The organism is Micromonospora ferruginea, assembly GCF_013694245.2.
GTDB classification, from domain to species: Bacteria; Actinomycetota; Actinomycetes; order Mycobacteriales; family Micromonosporaceae; genus Micromonospora; species Micromonospora robiginosa.
This window is the reverse complement of the sequence record NZ_CP059322.2, coordinates 6,169,002-6,184,412: the sequence shown is the minus strand read 5'-3', so window position 1 is coordinate 6,184,412 and position 15,411 is coordinate 6,169,002. Positions and strand designations below refer to the sequence as shown.

Annotated in this window: 13 protein-coding genes and 1 pseudogene; 5 read left to right on the top strand and 9 right to left on the bottom strand. The window is 74.6% G+C overall.

What is annotated here, in order from left to right:
* Positions 1-21 precede the first annotated feature (21 nt).
* Positions 22-1,206: pseudogene (locus tag H1D33_RS27825) on the top strand (MFS transporter); the annotation flags it as partial.
* A 6-nt stretch (positions 1,207-1,212) separates the two neighbouring features.
* On the opposite strand, the gene H1D33_RS27815 reads toward H1D33_RS27825, so the two are convergent.
* Entirely contained in the window at positions 1,213-2,472 is a 1,260-nt protein-coding gene (locus H1D33_RS27815; RefSeq protein ID WP_181570364.1) for an MFS transporter, read from the bottom strand.
* Between the two features lie 177 nt (positions 2,473-2,649).
* Between H1D33_RS27815 and H1D33_RS27810 the strand changes: the two genes are divergently transcribed.
* Both H1D33_RS27810 and H1D33_RS27805 read left to right on the top strand, forming a co-directional pair.
* Positions 2,650-4,284 carry an alpha/beta fold hydrolase gene (locus tag H1D33_RS27810; RefSeq protein WP_181570365.1) on the top strand — a complete coding sequence of 545 codons (1,635 nt, stop codon included), beginning with the start codon at positions 2,650-2,652 and terminating at the stop codon, positions 4,282-4,284.
* 173 nt (positions 4,285-4,457) lie between these two features.
* Positions 4,458-5,642, top strand: coding sequence for an MFS transporter (locus H1D33_RS27805; RefSeq protein WP_181570366.1), 1,185 nt, complete (start codon positions 4,458-4,460; stop codon positions 5,640-5,642).
* Positions 5,643-5,718: 76 nt separating this feature from the next.
* On the opposite strand, the gene htpX is transcribed toward H1D33_RS27805, so the two are convergent.
* The 7 genes from htpX to H1D33_RS27770 form a co-directional block, all read right to left on the bottom strand.
* Positions 5,719-6,597 carry a zinc metalloprotease HtpX gene (gene htpX / locus H1D33_RS27800; RefSeq protein ID WP_181570367.1) on the bottom strand — a complete coding sequence of 293 codons (879 nt, stop codon included), beginning with the start codon at positions 6,595-6,597 and terminating at the stop codon, positions 5,719-5,721.
* A gap of 153 nt (positions 6,598-6,750) precedes the next feature.
* Complete coding sequence (locus H1D33_RS27795) at positions 6,751-8,214, bottom strand: NADH-quinone oxidoreductase subunit N (protein WP_181570368.1); 1,464 nt, start codon at positions 8,212-8,214, stop codon at positions 6,751-6,753.
* Entirely contained in the window at positions 8,211-9,713 is a 1,503-nt protein-coding gene (locus tag H1D33_RS27790) for a complex I subunit 4 family protein (RefSeq protein WP_181570369.1), read from the bottom strand. Before H1D33_RS27790 ends, H1D33_RS27795 begins: the two co-directional genes overlap by 4 nt.
* Positions 9,710-11,635: an NADH-quinone oxidoreductase subunit 5 family protein gene (locus H1D33_RS27785; RefSeq protein ID WP_181570370.1), complete on the bottom strand. Its 1,926-nt coding sequence runs from the start codon at positions 11,633-11,635 to the stop codon at positions 9,710-9,712. The genes H1D33_RS27790 and H1D33_RS27785 overlap by 4 nt, the downstream gene beginning before the upstream one ends.
* Complete coding sequence (nuoK, locus tag H1D33_RS27780) at positions 11,632-11,970, bottom strand: NADH-quinone oxidoreductase subunit NuoK (protein WP_181570371.1); 339 nt, start codon at positions 11,968-11,970, stop codon at positions 11,632-11,634. Before nuoK ends, H1D33_RS27785 begins: the two co-directional genes overlap by 4 nt.
* Positions 11,967-12,551 carry an NADH-quinone oxidoreductase subunit J family protein gene (locus tag H1D33_RS27775; protein ID WP_246411826.1) on the bottom strand — a complete coding sequence of 195 codons (585 nt, stop codon included), beginning with the start codon at positions 12,549-12,551 and terminating at the stop codon, positions 11,967-11,969. The genes nuoK and H1D33_RS27775 overlap by 4 nt, the downstream gene beginning before the upstream one ends.
* Complete coding sequence (locus tag H1D33_RS27770; RefSeq protein WP_181570372.1) at positions 12,548-13,135, bottom strand: NuoI/complex I 23 kDa subunit family protein; 588 nt, start codon at positions 13,133-13,135, stop codon at positions 12,548-12,550. Before H1D33_RS27770 ends, H1D33_RS27775 begins: the two co-directional genes overlap by 4 nt.
* Before the next feature lie 104 nt (positions 13,136-13,239).
* Here H1D33_RS27770 and H1D33_RS27765 point away from each other — a divergent pair, with 104 nt between their 5' ends.
* Positions 13,240-13,815 carry a Uma2 family endonuclease gene (locus H1D33_RS27765; protein WP_181570373.1) on the top strand — a complete coding sequence of 192 codons (576 nt, stop codon included), beginning with the start codon at positions 13,240-13,242 and terminating at the stop codon, positions 13,813-13,815.
* Here the strand turns inward: H1D33_RS27765 and H1D33_RS27760 are convergent.
* Positions 13,796-14,218 (bottom strand): ester cyclase, encoded by a 423-nt coding sequence (locus H1D33_RS27760; protein ID WP_181570374.1) that lies wholly within the window; start codon positions 14,216-14,218, stop codon positions 13,796-13,798. The two genes, H1D33_RS27765 and H1D33_RS27760, sit on opposite strands and share 20 nt — an antisense overlap.
* 105 nt (positions 14,219-14,323) lie before the next feature.
* Between H1D33_RS27760 and H1D33_RS27755 the strand changes: the two genes are divergently transcribed.
* Positions 14,324-15,370 (top strand): glutathione S-transferase family protein, encoded by a 1,047-nt coding sequence (locus H1D33_RS27755; RefSeq protein ID WP_414685455.1) that lies wholly within the window; start codon positions 14,324-14,326, stop codon positions 15,368-15,370.
* Positions 15,371-15,411 lie beyond the last annotated feature (41 nt).

Sequence of the window (15,411 nt, the reverse complement as noted above, 5' to 3'; positions counted from 1 at the left end):
GCGTGCGGTCGGGTGGGGAGCATGTCGCTCCTCCCCTACCGCCCGGTCCTCGCCCAACCGGTGCTGCGCCGGCTGCTTCCCGGGCTCGCCGTGTCGGCCCTCGGCGACGGGCTGGCCCTGGTCGCGGTGACCTGGCTGGCGCTGCAACTCGCGCCCGCCGGGCAGCGCGGCACCTGGACCGCGTTCGCGGTGGCCGCGTACACGTTGCCGGGCGCGGCCGGCGCGGTGCTGTTGGGGCGGGTGCTGGGTGCGCGGAGCGGCGCCCAGCTCGCCGGCTGGGACGCGAGCCTGCGGGCGCTCGCCCTGGGGGCGATTCCGGTCGCCCACCTGGCCGGGGTGTTGGACGTCGGGCTCTACGTGGCGCTGCTGGCGGTGTCGTCGCTGCTGCACCCGTGGGGGACGGCCGGCCGCTTCACGCTGGTGGCGGAGCTGCTGCCGCAGCGGCACCACCTGGCCGGCAACGCGCTGCTCGGGCTGTTCGGCCAGGCGGCGACCGTGGTCGGGCCGCCGCTGGCCGGGCTGCTCATCGCCGGGGTGGGGCCGGTGTGGGTGCTCGCGGTCGACGCGGCCACGTTCGCGGTGCTGGCGGTCAGCTACCGGCTCGCGGTTCCGGCGGATCGTCGGCGCGCGGGGCGGGCGGCGGGGGCCGGGCCGTCGCGTACCTCGGGTTTCCGGGTCATCGTCCACGACCGCGCGCTGCTCGGCCTGCTGGCCCTGACGTTCGTGTTCTTCTTCCTGTTCGGGCCGTTCTACGTGGCCATGCCGGTGCACGTGATCCAGGACCGGCACGCCTCGGCGGCGCTGCTCGGCGCGTTCTACACCGCGTTCGGCGTCGGGTCGCTGCTCGGTGGGCTGCTCACCGGTTTCCTGCGGGACCGGCCGCCGCGCGGGGTGCTGGCCGGCGTCGTGGTGCTGTTCGGCGCGGCGCTGCTGCCGCTCGGCCTGGGCGCGCCGGTCGTCGTGTCGCTGCCGGCGTTCGCGCTGGCCGGGCTGGTCTGGGCGCCCTACCTGCCGACCGCGACGGCGCTGTTCCAACGCCGGGCCGACGCGGCCGAGCTGCCCCGGGTGCTGGCCGCCAACGGGGCGGTCACGGTGCTGGCGGTGCCGCTGGGCACCATGCTCGGCGGCCCGGCGACCGCCGCGCTCGGGGCGCGGCCCACGCTGCTGTGGTGCGCGGCGGCGACCGTCGTGGTCGGGCTGGTGGCCGCGGTGTCAGGCGGCCAGGGACTGCTCGGCGCGGACCGCGGCGGCCTCGGCGCGGGCGATCGGCCCGCGGGGCAGCGCGGCGACCACCGCGCCCACGCCGACCGCCGCGCCGGCGAAGAGGAACGCCCACGGTACGCCGCCGGCGTGGTCGACGATCAGCCCGGCGACCGCGCCGCCGACGGCGCTGGCCGCCACCGACATGGTGACCACCCAGGTGTACGCCTCGTTCAGCATGCCGGCCGGGGCGACCCGCCCGACCAGCGTGTTCTCCAGGGTGAGGGCGGGTGCGATGGCCGCGCCGCCGAGCACCAGGGCGACGCCGAGCGCGACCGGGCCGGGCATCACCGCGAAGACGGCGAAGCTGGCCGCGACGGCACCGAGCAGCCAGGCGAACTGGCGGGTCATGTTGGCGGCGGGCTTGCGTACGCCGAAGGAGAAGCCGCCGACGGCGCTGCCGACGCCCCAGACGGCGAGCAGCACGCCGGCCAGGCTCTCCGGGTCGGCGGCGCCGGTGTTCCCGGCGAAGGCCGGGACGATCACGCCGGAGGCGCCGAACGCGATGCCGAGGCTGGCCACGCAGAGCAGCAGCGCGGGGAAGCCGCCGACGCGCAGCGGGCCGAGGCCCCGGGCGTGGTGCTCGCGCGGGTGCGGGCGCCAGCCGCGCATGACCCGGCCGAGCGCGACCGAGCCGGTGCCGACCAGGGTGACGACGGCGGCGCCGACCAGCGCGGCGGACGCGTCGGCGAGCAGCACGAAGGCGGCGACCAGCAGCGGGCCGAGCACGAAGACGATCTCGAACAGCGAGGTCTCGGCGGCGAGCGCGGTGTTGCGCAGGTGGCCCCGGCCGGTGGCCGGCGCGGTCAGGTCGTTCCAGGCGCCCCGGATAGCAGCGGTCAGCGGCGGGTAGGTGGCGCCGGCGAGGCCGGCCGTCAGGTAGATCAGCGGGAGGTTGGCGACGTCGGCGCGGCTGGCGCCGAGCAGCCCGAGCAGGGCCAGCGGGTGGGCCAGCGCGGTGACCAGCAGCACCGGGGTGGGGCCGACCCGGTCGGCGATCCGGCCGGCGACCGGGCTGAGTGCCGCGCCGGCGAGCGCGTAGATGCCGCCGGCGACAGCGGCCAGCGAGTAGCGGCCGGTGACCTGCTCGACCACGAGCAGCAGCGCCAGCGGGGTCATGCCGATCCCGAGCCGGCCGATGATGCCGAGGACCAGCAGCATCGGCGCGCCGGGGATCCGCCAGACGCCCAGGTACTGGCGCAGTGCGGCCACGGTCGACCTCCCGGATGTAATGAGTCAGATGCCCTCCGACCCTAACGCCGATGGTGACCGGCGGAAACGGTCGACTGCCTCACAGCGGCCCCGACCGTGCGCCATTCCGCCGATTCCGTCCCGCGCCGGCACCCGGCGTCGGAGAGTCAGGACGGGACGTCGGGCCGAGGAGGAGTGGTGAGCCACCCGAGGAGCAGGCTGCTCGGACTCGTCGCGCTCGCCGCGGTCGTCCCGGTGGCACAGAACGTGCTGTTCCTGATGCTCGACTTCCAGAGCGCCGAGGGCCTGTCGCCGCAGGGATCGGCCGTCTGGCCGTACGACTCGTACAACGACATGCGCTGGCTGCTCGTCTATCACAGCACCTGGCAGGCGTACGCGGTCGGACTGGTGGTCGCGATCGGGCTGCGCGGGCTGCTCTGCGCCGCCCTGGTGGGCCTCGCCTGGCCGGCCGGGTCACCCCGGCCGACGCGCCGGCGGATCCTGCTGCGCAACCTGGGGATCGCGGCGCTGACCGCGGTGATCGTCACCCCGTTCGCCGCGCTCGCCGTCGCCGCCGGAGTGGTGTCGCTCTCCTGGTTCGTGTTCGCCGCGGTGGCACCGATGCTGCTTCTCGCGCCGTTCCTGCAACGGGCCGCGATCGGCGCGGGCTGGTGGCGCGGCCTGCCGTCGGCGGCACTGGTCGGCTGGTCGCTGCTCGACTTCGTGGTGATCACCATCGCCGGCGCGGTCGTCTGGCGGGTGCCCGGCTGGTGGACGCTCGCGGTGGCGGCGGTCGCCGGGGCCGCCAACGGGCTGCTGTGGAACCGGTCGGTACGGGCGGCGGTGCGGCCGGCGCGGGTGCGCTGGGCCCGGGTGCCGGTGGCCCCGTTCGTGGTGGCGCTCGCCCTGGCCATCCCGCTGACCGCCCAGGTGGTGACGTCGAGCCCGGCGTACCAGGTGGGCGCGTTCCGGCCGTTGCTGCTCGACCGGAAACTGCCCGCCTCGGTGCCGTACGCGGTGATCGTGCTCGGCCCGCACAACTCCCGCTACGACGGGCGGCCCGCCCACGACCCGGTGGTGGAGACGTTCTCCTACAACGGGCGGGACGCCGCCGGCCGCCCGAAGCCGTACGGGTCCCGGGACACGCACCGCTCGCTCGACTCCAGCTCGGCCCTGCTGGACGAGCAGGTACGGGCGCTGCACGCGCGGACCGGCCGGCCGGTGGCGCTGCTCGGCGAGAGCGAGGGGGCGATGGTCGGGCGCACCTACCTGCGCGACCATCCGCGTTCCCCGGTGGCGGCGCTGCTGATGTTCAGCCCGCTGGTCCGCGCGGCCCGGGTCTACTACCCGCCGGAGGACGCGGCGGCGGGCTGGGGCATCGCCCCCGGCTGGCAGTTGCGGGGCATCTTCGCGCTGGCGGCGCGGCTCAGCGGGGGTTCGGACAGCCCGGACGAGCCGTTCATCCGATCGCTGATGGAGAACGCGCCGTTCTACCGGTTCCAGACCATGTGCCCGGTCCCCGGGGTCCGGATGATCGCCTTCCTGCCCACGGTCAGCGCGACCGAACTCCCGCCGGGTCCGTTCACCCAGATCCCGGTCTACGAGGTGCCCGCCCTGCACGGCGGGCTGCTGGGCCAACAGGTGATCACCGACCGGGCGATCGACTTCCTCTCCGGCGAGAACCTCCAGTCGTGGCGGCCCGAGTACGGCACGCTCCAGTTGCTCGGCGCGGCCTGGCAGGTCCCGGCGCTGGCGGTCACCATCAACCCGGTCTGGCGGGGCCACGTGTCGCCGGGACCGGCGTTCTCCCGGGCCCGGCTCTGCGGGAAGTAGACCGGCACCGGTTCAGGGGCTGCCTTACCGGCGGCCAGCGGGTAGGTTGCTCATCGAACTGAGTCCATGCCAACGGCGGCGGGGTCGGCCGCCGGCGTGATCGGAGGTCGGATGAGCGGCAGGGCCGTCGCGCCGCAGCGGAGCGGCGTCGAGGAAGCGGACCGCTCGCGCCGATGACCGACACCGCGACGCCCGCGCCCGGCTACCGGGCCCTCTTCCGGCACCCGGTCGCGGCTCGCCTGCTGATCGCCCGGGGCGTCTCCGAGCTGGGTGACTTCATCGGGCTCGCCGCGCTGCTGCTGCTCGCCTACGACCAGACCAATTCGGTGCTCGGGCCGGCCGCCGTCTACGCCGCCCGGATGCTGCCGGCGCTGCTGGTCGCGACCGTGTTCAGCGGCTGGCTGGACGTGCCGTCCCGGCGCGCCATGCTGGTCGCGCTCTCGCTGGCCGGCGCGGCGCTGATCGCCGTACCGGTCGCGGTTCCCCGGCCGCTGCCGGCGATCCTCGCGGCCGGCCTGCTCGGCGCGGTCCGGGCCGCCTATTCCAGCGTGCACGTCGCGGTCGCCGCCGAGGCGGTCGCGGCCCCGCTGCGGTTGCCGCTGTTCGGGCTCTCCGCGTTCGCCAACCAGACCAGCCAGGTCCTCGGCCTGCTCGCCGGCGCGAGCATGACGGTGGCGCTCGGCCCCCGGCTGGCGCTCGCCATCGACCTGGTGTCGTTCCTGGTCGCCGCCGCGGTCCTCGCCGGCCTGCCGGTCGGCCCGCGGGAGGGGCGACGTCGGCGACCACCCGCCATGGCGGGCATCCGGATCATCGCCGGGCATCCGGTGCTGCGCACCGTCGGCCTGCTCACCCTGGCCACCGTGCTGTCCGGCGCGTTGCCGGAGACGCTCGCCCCGGACCTGGCCGGTGGCGGGTGGCGGCCGGTGCTGCTGGCCGCCTCGTCGTTCGGCGGCGCGGTGTTCGTGCTCCTCGCCGGCCGACGCAGCTGGCTGGCCCGGGTCGCCGGGCAGGTGGTCGCCGTCCGCGCGCTCGGACTGGCGCTGCTGCTGGCCGGCCTGCTGGTCGCGCTCGACGCCCCGGTCTGGACGCTCGCCCTGGCGAACGCGTCGATCGGCGCGGGCGCCGGCTGGCTGATCGGCGCGCAGGCCACGTTCGCGCGGCTGGCGCCCCCGGAACGGATGGGTCAGGTGGAGGTCACCATGATCGCCTCCAACATCATGTTCGGCGGGATCGGGATCTTCCTGCTCGGCGGCACCGCCGCCCTGTTCGGCCCGGCCGCGGCCTACCTGGCGGCGGGGCTGGTGCTGCTCGCCGTGGTGCTGGCCACCCGCGCGGGCCGGCTGGTCGAGCCGGCCTGAACCGCGCCGCGCGCGCCGGCCCGAACACGGCTCCGCCCGCGTCCGGAGCGGACGCGGGCGGAGCCGGGCGGTCGGGTCAGCGCTGGAACTGCACCGGCCCGGAGTTACGGGCCATCTGCTCCAGCCGGGCCACCCGCTGCTCCATCGGCGGGTGGGTGGCGAACATCGCGGCGATGCCGCCGCCCCGCTTGAACGGGTTGTCGATCATCAGGTGGGCGGTGCTGGCGAGCTGGCCCTGCGGAGCCAGCGGACGCGCCTGCGTACCCATGTGGATCTTCTTCAGGGCGCTGGCCAGGGCCAGCGGGTCGCGGCTCAGCTCGGCGCCGGACGCGTCGGCCTGGTATTCCCGGCTCCGGCTGATCGCCAACTGGATCACCGTGGCCGCGATCGGGCCGAGGATCAGGGTGAGCAGCAGCACCGCCGGGTTCGGGCCGTCCTCGTCGTCGGACGAGCCCAGCGGGATGAACCAGGCCAGGTTGGCCAGCATCGTGATGATGCCGGCCAGGCCGGCCGCCACGCTGGAGATCAGGATGTCCCGGTTGTAGACGTGGGACAGCTCGTGCCCCATCACGCCGCGCAGCTCCCGGTAGTCGAGGATTTCCACGATGCCCTGGGTGACGCAGACCGCCGCGTGCTCCGGGTTACGCCCGGTGGCGAACGCGTTCGGCTGCGACGTGGGGCTCACGTAGAGCCGGGGCATCGGCTTGCCGGCCTGCGTCGACAGCTCCCGCACCATCCGGTACAGCTCGGGGAACTGTGCCTCGCTGACCGGTTGCGCCTTCATCGAGCGCAACGCGAGCTTGTCGGAGAAGAAGTAGGTGACGCCGTTCATCAGCAACGAGACGACCACGGCGATGACGAGACCACCGCTACCGCCGAACCAGTAGCCGACCGCGAGGATCAGCGAGGTCAACAGGCCGAGCAGCGCTGCGGTCTTGAGACGGTTGTGATGCACGATCGATCGCTCCTTCGGTGCGCGGGCCCGTGCGGGTGTCCCGCTGACCGGTTCAACACACCGGTACCCGTCAACCATCCGGCTCATGGCTGAAAGTTGGCTGGGGAATCCTGTGCACCCGCTGAACCACCCGCCCAACCGGGCACGAAGCGGTCAGCGCGCCGCCACGTCCAGCACGAGCTGCGGTGCGAAACCGATCACCACGGCCGCCACCGTGGCCACCCCGAGCGTCCACGCCACGGCACGGGCCGGCCGGACCGCGCCACCGCCGGCCGGCGCGTAGAGCGACGCGGCCACCCGCAGGTAGTAGGCCAGGCCGAGCACCGCGTTCAACGCCACCACCAGGGCCAGCCAGCCGGCGTGCCCGGCCAGCAGCGACCGGACCACGGTCACCTTGGCGAACAGCCCGGCCAGCCCCGGCGGCAGGCCGGCCAGCCCGATCAGCGCCAGCGCGAACGCACCACCCACCCACGGGTGCCGCCGGGCCGCGCCGCGCAGGTCGGCGAGCGTGCCGCCGTCGCCGTCCGCCGGCCGCAACGCCACCACCGCGGCGAACGCGGCCAGCTCCAGTAGCACGAAGAACACGGCGTACGCGACGGCCGCCGCGTACGCGCCGTCGCGCGCGTCGGCGGTGCGCCCCGCCGCCAGCGCCAACGCGCCGAGCGGGGCCAGGATGTAACCCGCCTGGGCCACCGACGACCAGGCCAGCAACCGGACGGTACGCCGCTGGCGCAGCGCCACCAGGTTGCCCACGGTCATGGTCAGCGCGGCCAGCAGGGCCAGCACCGGACCGGTCACGCCCGGCGGCAGCGCCCGCTGCACCACCGCCAGCAACGCCACCACGCCGCCCAGCTTCGAGGCGGTCGACAGGTAGGCGGCCACCGGCAGCGGCGCGCCGTCGTAGGTGGCCGGCGCCCAGGCGTGGAACGGCACCGCGGCCACCTTGAACGCCAGCCCGGCCACCACCAACGCCACCGCGACCGTGGTCAGCGGCAGGTCGCGCAGGTCGTCCCGGGCGGCCAGGGTGTCGCCCAGCCGGTCCAGGTGCAGGCTGCCGGCGACCGCGTAGAGCAGCGCCGCGCCGAGCAGCGTCACCGTGGTGGCGACCACGCTGACCACGAAGAACGTCACCGCCGCCTCGGCGCCGGCCAGGCTGGCGCGGCGCAGCCCGACCAGCACGTAGAGCGGCAGCGTCAACGTCTCCAACGCCACCAGCAGGGTGATCAGGTCGCCGGCCGCGCCGAGCACCACACCGCCGGTCATCGCGCAGGCGAGCAGGAAGCAGTATTCGCCGGCCGGGGTGCGCCCGGCCCGCAGCAGCGGCCCGGAGATCACCAGCACGCCGAGCGTCAGCAGCGCGATCACCGCCGCCACCAGGGCCGCCCGGCCGCCCCACACCCAGGAGCAGTCCGCGCCCACGCAGAACGTGCGCCGCTCACCGGCCGCCCCGACCAGTGCCGCGCCGGCCGCGGTGCCGGCCGCGCCGAGCGCCGCCACCGCCACCGTCACCGCCCGGCGGGCCACCAGCAGGTCGACCAGGAGCACCAGCACGGCCGTGCCGGCGGCCAGGTAACCCGGCAGCAGCGCCACGTTGTCGACATGCTGCACCAGACTCATGGCACGACCCCCAGCAGGGCCTCCACCGGGCCGGAGGCGTAGGACAGGACCAGCGCCGGCGCCAGGCCGACCGCGAGCGCGAGCACCACCAGCGGCGCCCAGGCGGTCAGCTCCGCCCCGGCCAGCCCCGGCCCGAGCGGCGCCACCGCCGCGCTGGGCCGGCCGTGGCTGACCCGGCGCAACAACCGCAGCAGGTACGCGGCGGTCAGCGCCCCGCCCAGCGCCGCCAGCACGGCCAGCGTCAACCACAGCGGGCCGCCCCGCCGCACGGCGGCCACCACCGCGAACGCCTCACCCCAGAACCCGGCCAGGCCGGGCAGCCCCAGCGAGGCCACCGCCGCGAAGCCGAGCAGCCCGGCCAGCCGGGGCGCGGTCTCCCGCAACCCGGACAGCTCGGCCAGCGAACCGGTGTGCGTCCGGTCCTTGATCGCCCCGGCCAGGAAGAACATCAGTCCGGTGATCACCCCGTGGGCGATGTTGCCGATCAACGCCGCCTGGAGGCCGGTGGCGGTGAGCGTGGCCACCCCGAGCAGCACGAAGCCCATGTGCCCGACGCTGGAGTAGGCGATCAGCCGCTTCAGCTCGCGCTGAGCCAGGCAGACCAGGCCGCCGATCAGGATCGCCGCGACGGCGAGCGCGCCGAGCACCGGCGACGCCCAGCGGGCCCCCTCCGGCGCCACCCCCACGGCCACCCGGATCAGCCCGTACGTGCCCATCTTGAGCAGCACCCCGGCGAGGATCACGCTGCCCACGGTGGGCGCCTGGGTGTGCGCGTCGGGCAGCCACGAGTGCAGCGGCCACAGCGGGCTCTTCACCGCGAACGCCAACGCCAGCAGCGTGAACGCGGCGAGCTGCGTGTCGCGGGACAGGCCGGCGCCGCCGGTCAGCGTGACCAGGTCGGCGGTGCCCGCGGCGGCCACCACCACGTAGACGCCGACCAGCAGCAGCACCGAGCCGAACAGCGTGTAGAGCGCGAACTTGCGGGCCGCCCGCCGCCGGTCCGCCCCGCCCCAGCCGGCGATGATCGCGTACATCGGCAGCAGGACGACCTCGAAGAACAGGAAGAACAACACCAGGTCGAGCGCCAGGAACGTGCCGAGGATGCCCACCTCGACCACCAGCAGCAACGCCACCAGCGCCCGGCCGCCGCCACCACCCGGCACCCGCCACAGCGTGTAGCCGCAGCACAGCAACGTGAGCAGCGCGGTCAGCACCACCAGCGGCCAGGAGATGCCGTCCACCCCGAGGTGGAAGCGCAGGTCCAGCCCCGGCACCCAGGTCAGGTCGAGCTGGTGCCACGGCTGCACCGCCGGCCGGGGACCGTACCCGAACCAGCCGTGCTCGCCACCGACCAGCGGCAGCGTCGCCAGCAGTGTCAACGCGGCGGCCACCGTGCCGACCAGCCGGCCGGCCCGGTCACCCGGCACGGCGGCCGTCGCGACCGCGCCCAACGCCGGCACCGCGACCACCGCGACCAACAGGACCTGCCCGAACGTCATGAGGTGACTCCGATCAGGGCGACCGCCAGGCCGATCAGCAACGCGCCGGCCAGCACCCCGGCCGCGGCCCGCGGCAACGCCGCCCGGTGCGCCGCGGCCAGCCCGTCGCCCGCCTCCACCGCCGCCCGGCCGGCGCCCTCCACCAGGCCGTCCACCCCCAGCTCGTCGCCGGCCCGCACGGCCCGCGCCAGCGCGCCGACCGGGCGTACGACGAGAGCGTGCTGGACGTCGTCGAGCCGGAACGCCCGGGCGAACACCGGCCGCAGCGGACCCAGGAAGCGGGCCGGGTCGGCGGCCGGATCCCGACGCCAGCCGGCCCAGGCCACGCCCGCGCCGGCCGCGAGCAGCAGGAACGGCAGGATCAGGTTCGGCGCCAGGTGGACCAGCTCGACCGCCTCGCCGGTGTCGCCGCCCGGCACCCGCAGCCGGTCGGCGAACCACGGCGCGAACGCGGCCGGCCCGAGCAGCGCGGCCGGGACCGCGAGCAGCAGCACCGGCCAGCGCAGCGACGCGGGCGGATCGTGCGGGCGGACCAGCGGCGTGCGGGACACGCCGAAGAACGTGCGCAGCAGCAGGCGGGTCGCGTACCAGGCGGTGACCGCCACGCCGAGCAGCCCGGCCAGCCAGACCAGCCAGCCCACCCAGGTCGCGGTCGGGCCGGCACCGTCCAGCGCGGTGGCCTCGGCGGCGGCGAGCACGCCGTCCTTGCTCCAGAACCCGGACAGCGGCGGCACCCCGGCCAGCGCGCCGAGCCCCACCACCGTGCACCAGAACGTCACCGGCATGCCGGCGCGCAGGCCACCCATCCGGGACATCAACGTGGTGCCCACCGCGTGGATCACCGCGCCCGCGGCGAGGAACAGCAACGCCTTGAACGCGGCGTGGGTGAGCAGGTGGAACAGCGCGGCGGCGGGCGCGCCCACCGCGAGCGCACCGGTCATGTAGCCGATCTGGGACACCGTCGACCAGGCCAGCACCCGCTTGATGTCGTCCTGCGCGGTGGCCGCGAACGCGCCCAGCAGGATGGTGATCGCGGCCATCACCCCGAGCACCGCCAGCGCGGCCGGGGCCTGCGCGAACAGCGGGAACAGCCGGGCCACCGCGTAGACGCCGGCGGCCACCATGGTCGCGGCGTGGATCAGCGCGGACACCGGCGTGGGGCCGGCCATCGCGTCCGGCAGCCAGGTGTGCAGCGGGAACTGGGCGCTCTTGCCGGCCACCCCGGCCAGCAGCAGCAGGCAGGCGGCGGTCAGCGTGCCGGTGGACCAGTCGTGCGCCAGCACGTCGGCGATCCGGAAACTGCCCGCGCCCACCCCCAGCAGCGCGATGCCGAGCAGGAAACCCACGTCACCCACGCGGGTGACCAGGAACGCCTTCACCGCCGCGCCGGGCGCCTCCGGCAGCCGCCGGTCGTGGGCGATGAGCAGATACGAGCAGATGCCCATCACCTCCCAGCCGACCAGCAGCATGATCAGGTCACCGGACACCACCACGGTCAGCATGGCCGCGGTGAAGAGGCTGAGCTGGGCCGCGTACGGCGGGTAGCGGTGGTCGACGTCCACGTCGTCGTGCGGGCCGCGACGCAGGTAACCGGTCGAGTAGACCTGCACGGCCAGCGCCACCACGGTGACCGCGGTGGCCACCAGCACGGCCACCCCGTCGAGCCGCAGGCCCAACGTGACCCGCAACCCGCCCATCTCCACCCAGGTGGTGGCCGCCTCGACCTGCCCGTCCACCCGGAGCACCAGCGCCAGCGCGGCCAGCAGCGCCACCGCCGCGCCGGCCACGCCCAGCCCGACCGCCAGCCTCCGGGCCGGCGCCCGGTCACCGTGCGAGACGGGCGGCAGCAGCAGCCCGAGCAGGCCGGCGACCAGCGGCGCGCCCGGCAGCACCGCCGCCAGCCACAGCGTCGACGTGCTCATGAGGCGACCTCGTCCCGGACGGCCGGCGGACGCTCGGTCAGCGGGACGTCGTCGACCGTGACGCTGGCCCGCAGCCGGTAGAGCTGAAGCACGATGGCCAGCCCGACGCCGATCTCGGCGGCGGCCAGCACGATCACGAACAGCGCGAACACCTGACCGGAGTGCGGCAGCGCGGCCCGGACCGTGGTGTCCGCGGTGACCAGCACCAGGTTGACCGCGTTGAGCATCAACTCCACCGCCATCAGCACCAGCACCGCGTTGCGGCGACGCAGCACGCCGTAGACGCCGAGGCCGAACAGCAGCGCGGCGGTGACGTACGGGATGACCGGCCTCACCGGCGCCCGCCCTCGTCGGCGCCCACCCCGGCCGGCCCGGTCCTCGCCGCTCCCGGCGTGGCCGGGTCGACGGCGGCCGGGGCCGGACGGCCGATGTCGGGGCGGGAGAGCACGATCGCGCCCACCAGCGCGGCGAGCAGCAGCACCGACAGCACCTCGAACGGCAGCACCCAGGAACGGAACACCTGCTCGCCGAGGCGCTCGGCGGTGCCCGCGGCGGGCAGCTCCACCCGCGACCGGCGGAACGCGTCGACCAGCAGCACGGCCAGGCCCAGGCCGCTGCCGGCGCCGACCAGCGCGGCCGGCCAACCCGGCCGGTCCAGGTCGTCCGACGGGCCGATCGGCGCGCGGGTCAGCATCACCGCGAACAGCAGCAGCACCACCACCGCGCCCACGTAGATCAACACCTGCACCCAGGCCACCAACTCGGCGGTGAGCACCAGATAGTTCCCGGCCAGCGCGCCCAGGCAGACCACCAGCCACAGGCCGGCCCGCACCAGGTGGCGGGTGGCCACCACCAGCGCGCCCGAGCCCACCGCCACCGCGCCGAGCGCGAGCAGCAGCACGTCCGCACCGGTCATGAGGCCGCGCCCTCCTCCGGCTCGGCGGCGTCGGAGCGTACCCGGGTCGGGGCCGGACGGGCGGCGGGCGCCACGGCCTTACGGGCGGCGGTGGTCTCCTCCTTCGAGGGGTCGCCGAGCGGGTCGTGCGCCGGCGGCGGCGGTACGGTGCCCATCCACTCGCCCAGGTGGTCCTTGTCGTGCAGCAGGTTCTTGATGTCGTACTCGGCGTACTCGAACTCGGGCGACCAGTAGAGCGCGTCGAACGGGCAGACCTCGATGCAGATGCCGCAGTACATGCAGAGCGAGAAGTCGATGTCGAACTTGTCGAGCACGTTGCGCTGGCGGGGGCGGGCGGCGCCGGGCACCGCCACCTCCTCCTTGTGCGAGTCGATGTAGATGCACCAGTCCGGGCACTCGCGGGCGCACAGCATGCAGACCGTGCAGTTCTCCTCCAGCAGCGCGATCACGCCACGGGAGCGGGGCGGCAGCTCGGGTGCCACGTCCGGGTACTGCTGGGTGGTCGAGCGGCGGGTCATCGTCTTCAACGTGACCGCCAGGCCCTTCACCAGCCCGCCGCCGGGCACTCCACCGTGCTCGCTCATGCCGCCCATCCTGCCCTGTGCCCCGGGCGCGCGCGACCACCACCCGACTCTTGGCGGCGGTATCGTGAGCGCGGGGAGAACGACACACCGGGAAGGGCTCACCGATGACCGCCGCGCTGGAGAGCGACCACCCGCAGGAGCGCGAGTGGACGACCGACGATCTGGACGCGCTGCCGGAGGACGGTCGCCGCCGCGAACTGCTCGATGGAGTGCTGCTCATGTCCCCCTCCCCCACCCGGATGCACCAGAGCATCGCTGCCCTGCTCATGGTGGCTCTCGACGACGACTGCCCCGACGGGTACGACGTGACCCAGGCGGTCGGGGTGCGGATCAACCGCACCCGCTACTTCATTCCGGACGTGCTGGTCACCACCGCCGCCGCTGCCGCACGTGAGCCATCCCGGTACGAGCCACACGAGGTGGTGCTCGCCGTGGAGATCGTCTCGCCCAGCACCCGGTCCATCGACCGCGTGCTCAAGCCGGCGCTCTACGCGCAGGCCGGGATCCCGTTCTACTGGCGGATCGAGATCGAGGAGGAGGGCTTGGTCGTCCACACCTACAAGATCGATCCGGTCCACGAGATCTACGCGGAGACCGGCCGGTGGACCAAGTTCGTGGACACCGGCGAGCCCTTCCCGGTCAACCTCCCGATCAGCCGGATCACGCCTCGCCGGGTGTGAGCGGGGGCAGCATCTGCACGCCGAGCTGCTGGAGCACCTGGAACAGCTCGTTGACGCTCCACACGTCGACGATCCGGCCCGCCTCGTCGAAGCGCAGGAACGACGCCCCGGAATAGCTGACCACCCGGCCGGTCGGCGGCACCGGCCCGAACTGCCCCGCCTGGGTGCCGGCGGCCCGCCAGCGCACCGCCACCCGCCCGCCGCCGGCCACCACCTCGACGATCTTGTAGCGCAGGTCGGGGAACGACGCCCGCCGGTCCCGGTGCCAGGCCAGCACCGCCTCCGGCCCGGCGCCACCCAGCCCGGGGCACTCCGGGGCCACCAGCTCGTACACGCTCTCCTCGCGGCCCGCGTTCCACACGTCAGCGACGAAGCGTCGGGCCGCCGCCTCCACATCGGTCACGGCCGGCAGCCTATGCCCTCCGCCGCGCGCCCTCTGCGCCGCTCGGCCTGCCGGGAGCGGCCGGAGCGACCATGATGGGATCGGAACCCGACTCGGGAGGTGGGCGTGGGCGGCAGCGACGACGAGGTCCTCGACCGGACCGGCGGCAAGTACGTGGAACCCGGTGGCGAGTTCACCCGGGACCAGCGCTACATCGCCACCCGGATCACCGCGGACGCGCGGGACGGCTGGCCGGTGGAGCCCGGCCGCTACCGGCTCGCGGTCAGCCGGGCCTGCCCCTGGGCGAACCGGCTGATCATCGTACGCCGGCTGCTCGGGCTGGAGGACGCCATCTCGCAGGCGGTGGCCGGTCCCACCCACGACAAGCGGAGCTGGACGTTCGACCTGGACCCGGGCGGCAAGGACCCGGTGCTGGGCATCGAGCGGCTCGCCGACGCCTACTTCGCCCGCTTCCCCGGCTACGAGCGGGGCATCACCGTGCCGGCGCTGGTGGACGTGCCCACCGGCCAGGTGGTGACCAACGACTACGCGCAGATGAGCCTGGACCTGTCGACCGAGTGGACGACCCACCACCGGCCGGGCGCGCCGGAGCTCTACCCGGAGCGGCTGCGCGGCGAGATCGACGAGGTCAACGCGGTGGTCTTCGCCGACGTCAACAACGGCGTCTACCGGTGCGGGTTCGCCGGCAGCCAGGAGGCGTACGACAAGGCGTACCACCGGCTCTTCGACCGGCTGGACTGGTTGAGCGAGCGGTTGGCCGGGCAGCGGTACCTGGTCGGCGACACGATCACCGAGGCGGACGTGCGGCTGTTCACCACGCTGGCCCGCTTCGACCCGGTCTACCACGGGCACTTCAAGTGCAACCGCCAGAAGCTGAGCGAGATGCCGGTGCTGTGGGCGTACGCCCGGGACCTGTTCCAGACGCCGGGCTTCGGCGACACGATCGACTTCGACCACATCAAGCGGCACTACTACGAGGTCCACCGGGACATCAACCCGACCGGCGTCGTGCCGCTCGGCCCCGACCTGGCGAACTGGCTCACCCCGCACGGCCGGGAGGAGTTGGGCGGTCGCCCCTTCGGCGACGGCACCCCGCCCCCGCCCCCGGCCCCCGACGAGCGCGTGGATCCGCAGCACACGCCGCTGCGCTGAGACGAGGTGTTAGGCGGGGCCCCTTCCTCTACCGCAAACGT

Coding starts and splice junctions, on each gene's coding strand:
- H1D33_RS27805 (WP_181570366.1), top strand. CDS start 4,458: ATGACCGACACCGCGACGCCCGCGCCCGGCTACCGGGCCCTCTTCCGG.
- H1D33_RS27795 (WP_181570368.1), bottom strand. CDS start 8,214: ATGAGTCTGGTGCAGCATGTCGACAACGTGGCGCTGCTGCCGGGTTAC.
- H1D33_RS27790 (WP_181570369.1), bottom strand. CDS start 9,713: ATGACGTTCGGGCAGGTCCTGTTGGTCGCGGTGGTCGCGGTGCCGGCG.
- H1D33_RS27785 (WP_181570370.1), bottom strand. CDS start 11,635: ATGAGCACGTCGACGCTGTGGCTGGCGGCGGTGCTGCCGGGCGCGCCG.
- H1D33_RS27775 (WP_246411826.1), bottom strand. CDS start 12,551: ATGACCGGTGCGGACGTGCTGCTGCTCGCGCTCGGCGCGGTGGCGGTG.
- H1D33_RS27770 (WP_181570372.1), bottom strand. CDS start 13,135: ATGAGCGAGCACGGTGGAGTGCCCGGCGGCGGGCTGGTGAAGGGCCTG.
- H1D33_RS27765 (WP_181570373.1), top strand. CDS start 13,240: ATGACCGCCGCGCTGGAGAGCGACCACCCGCAGGAGCGCGAGTGGACG.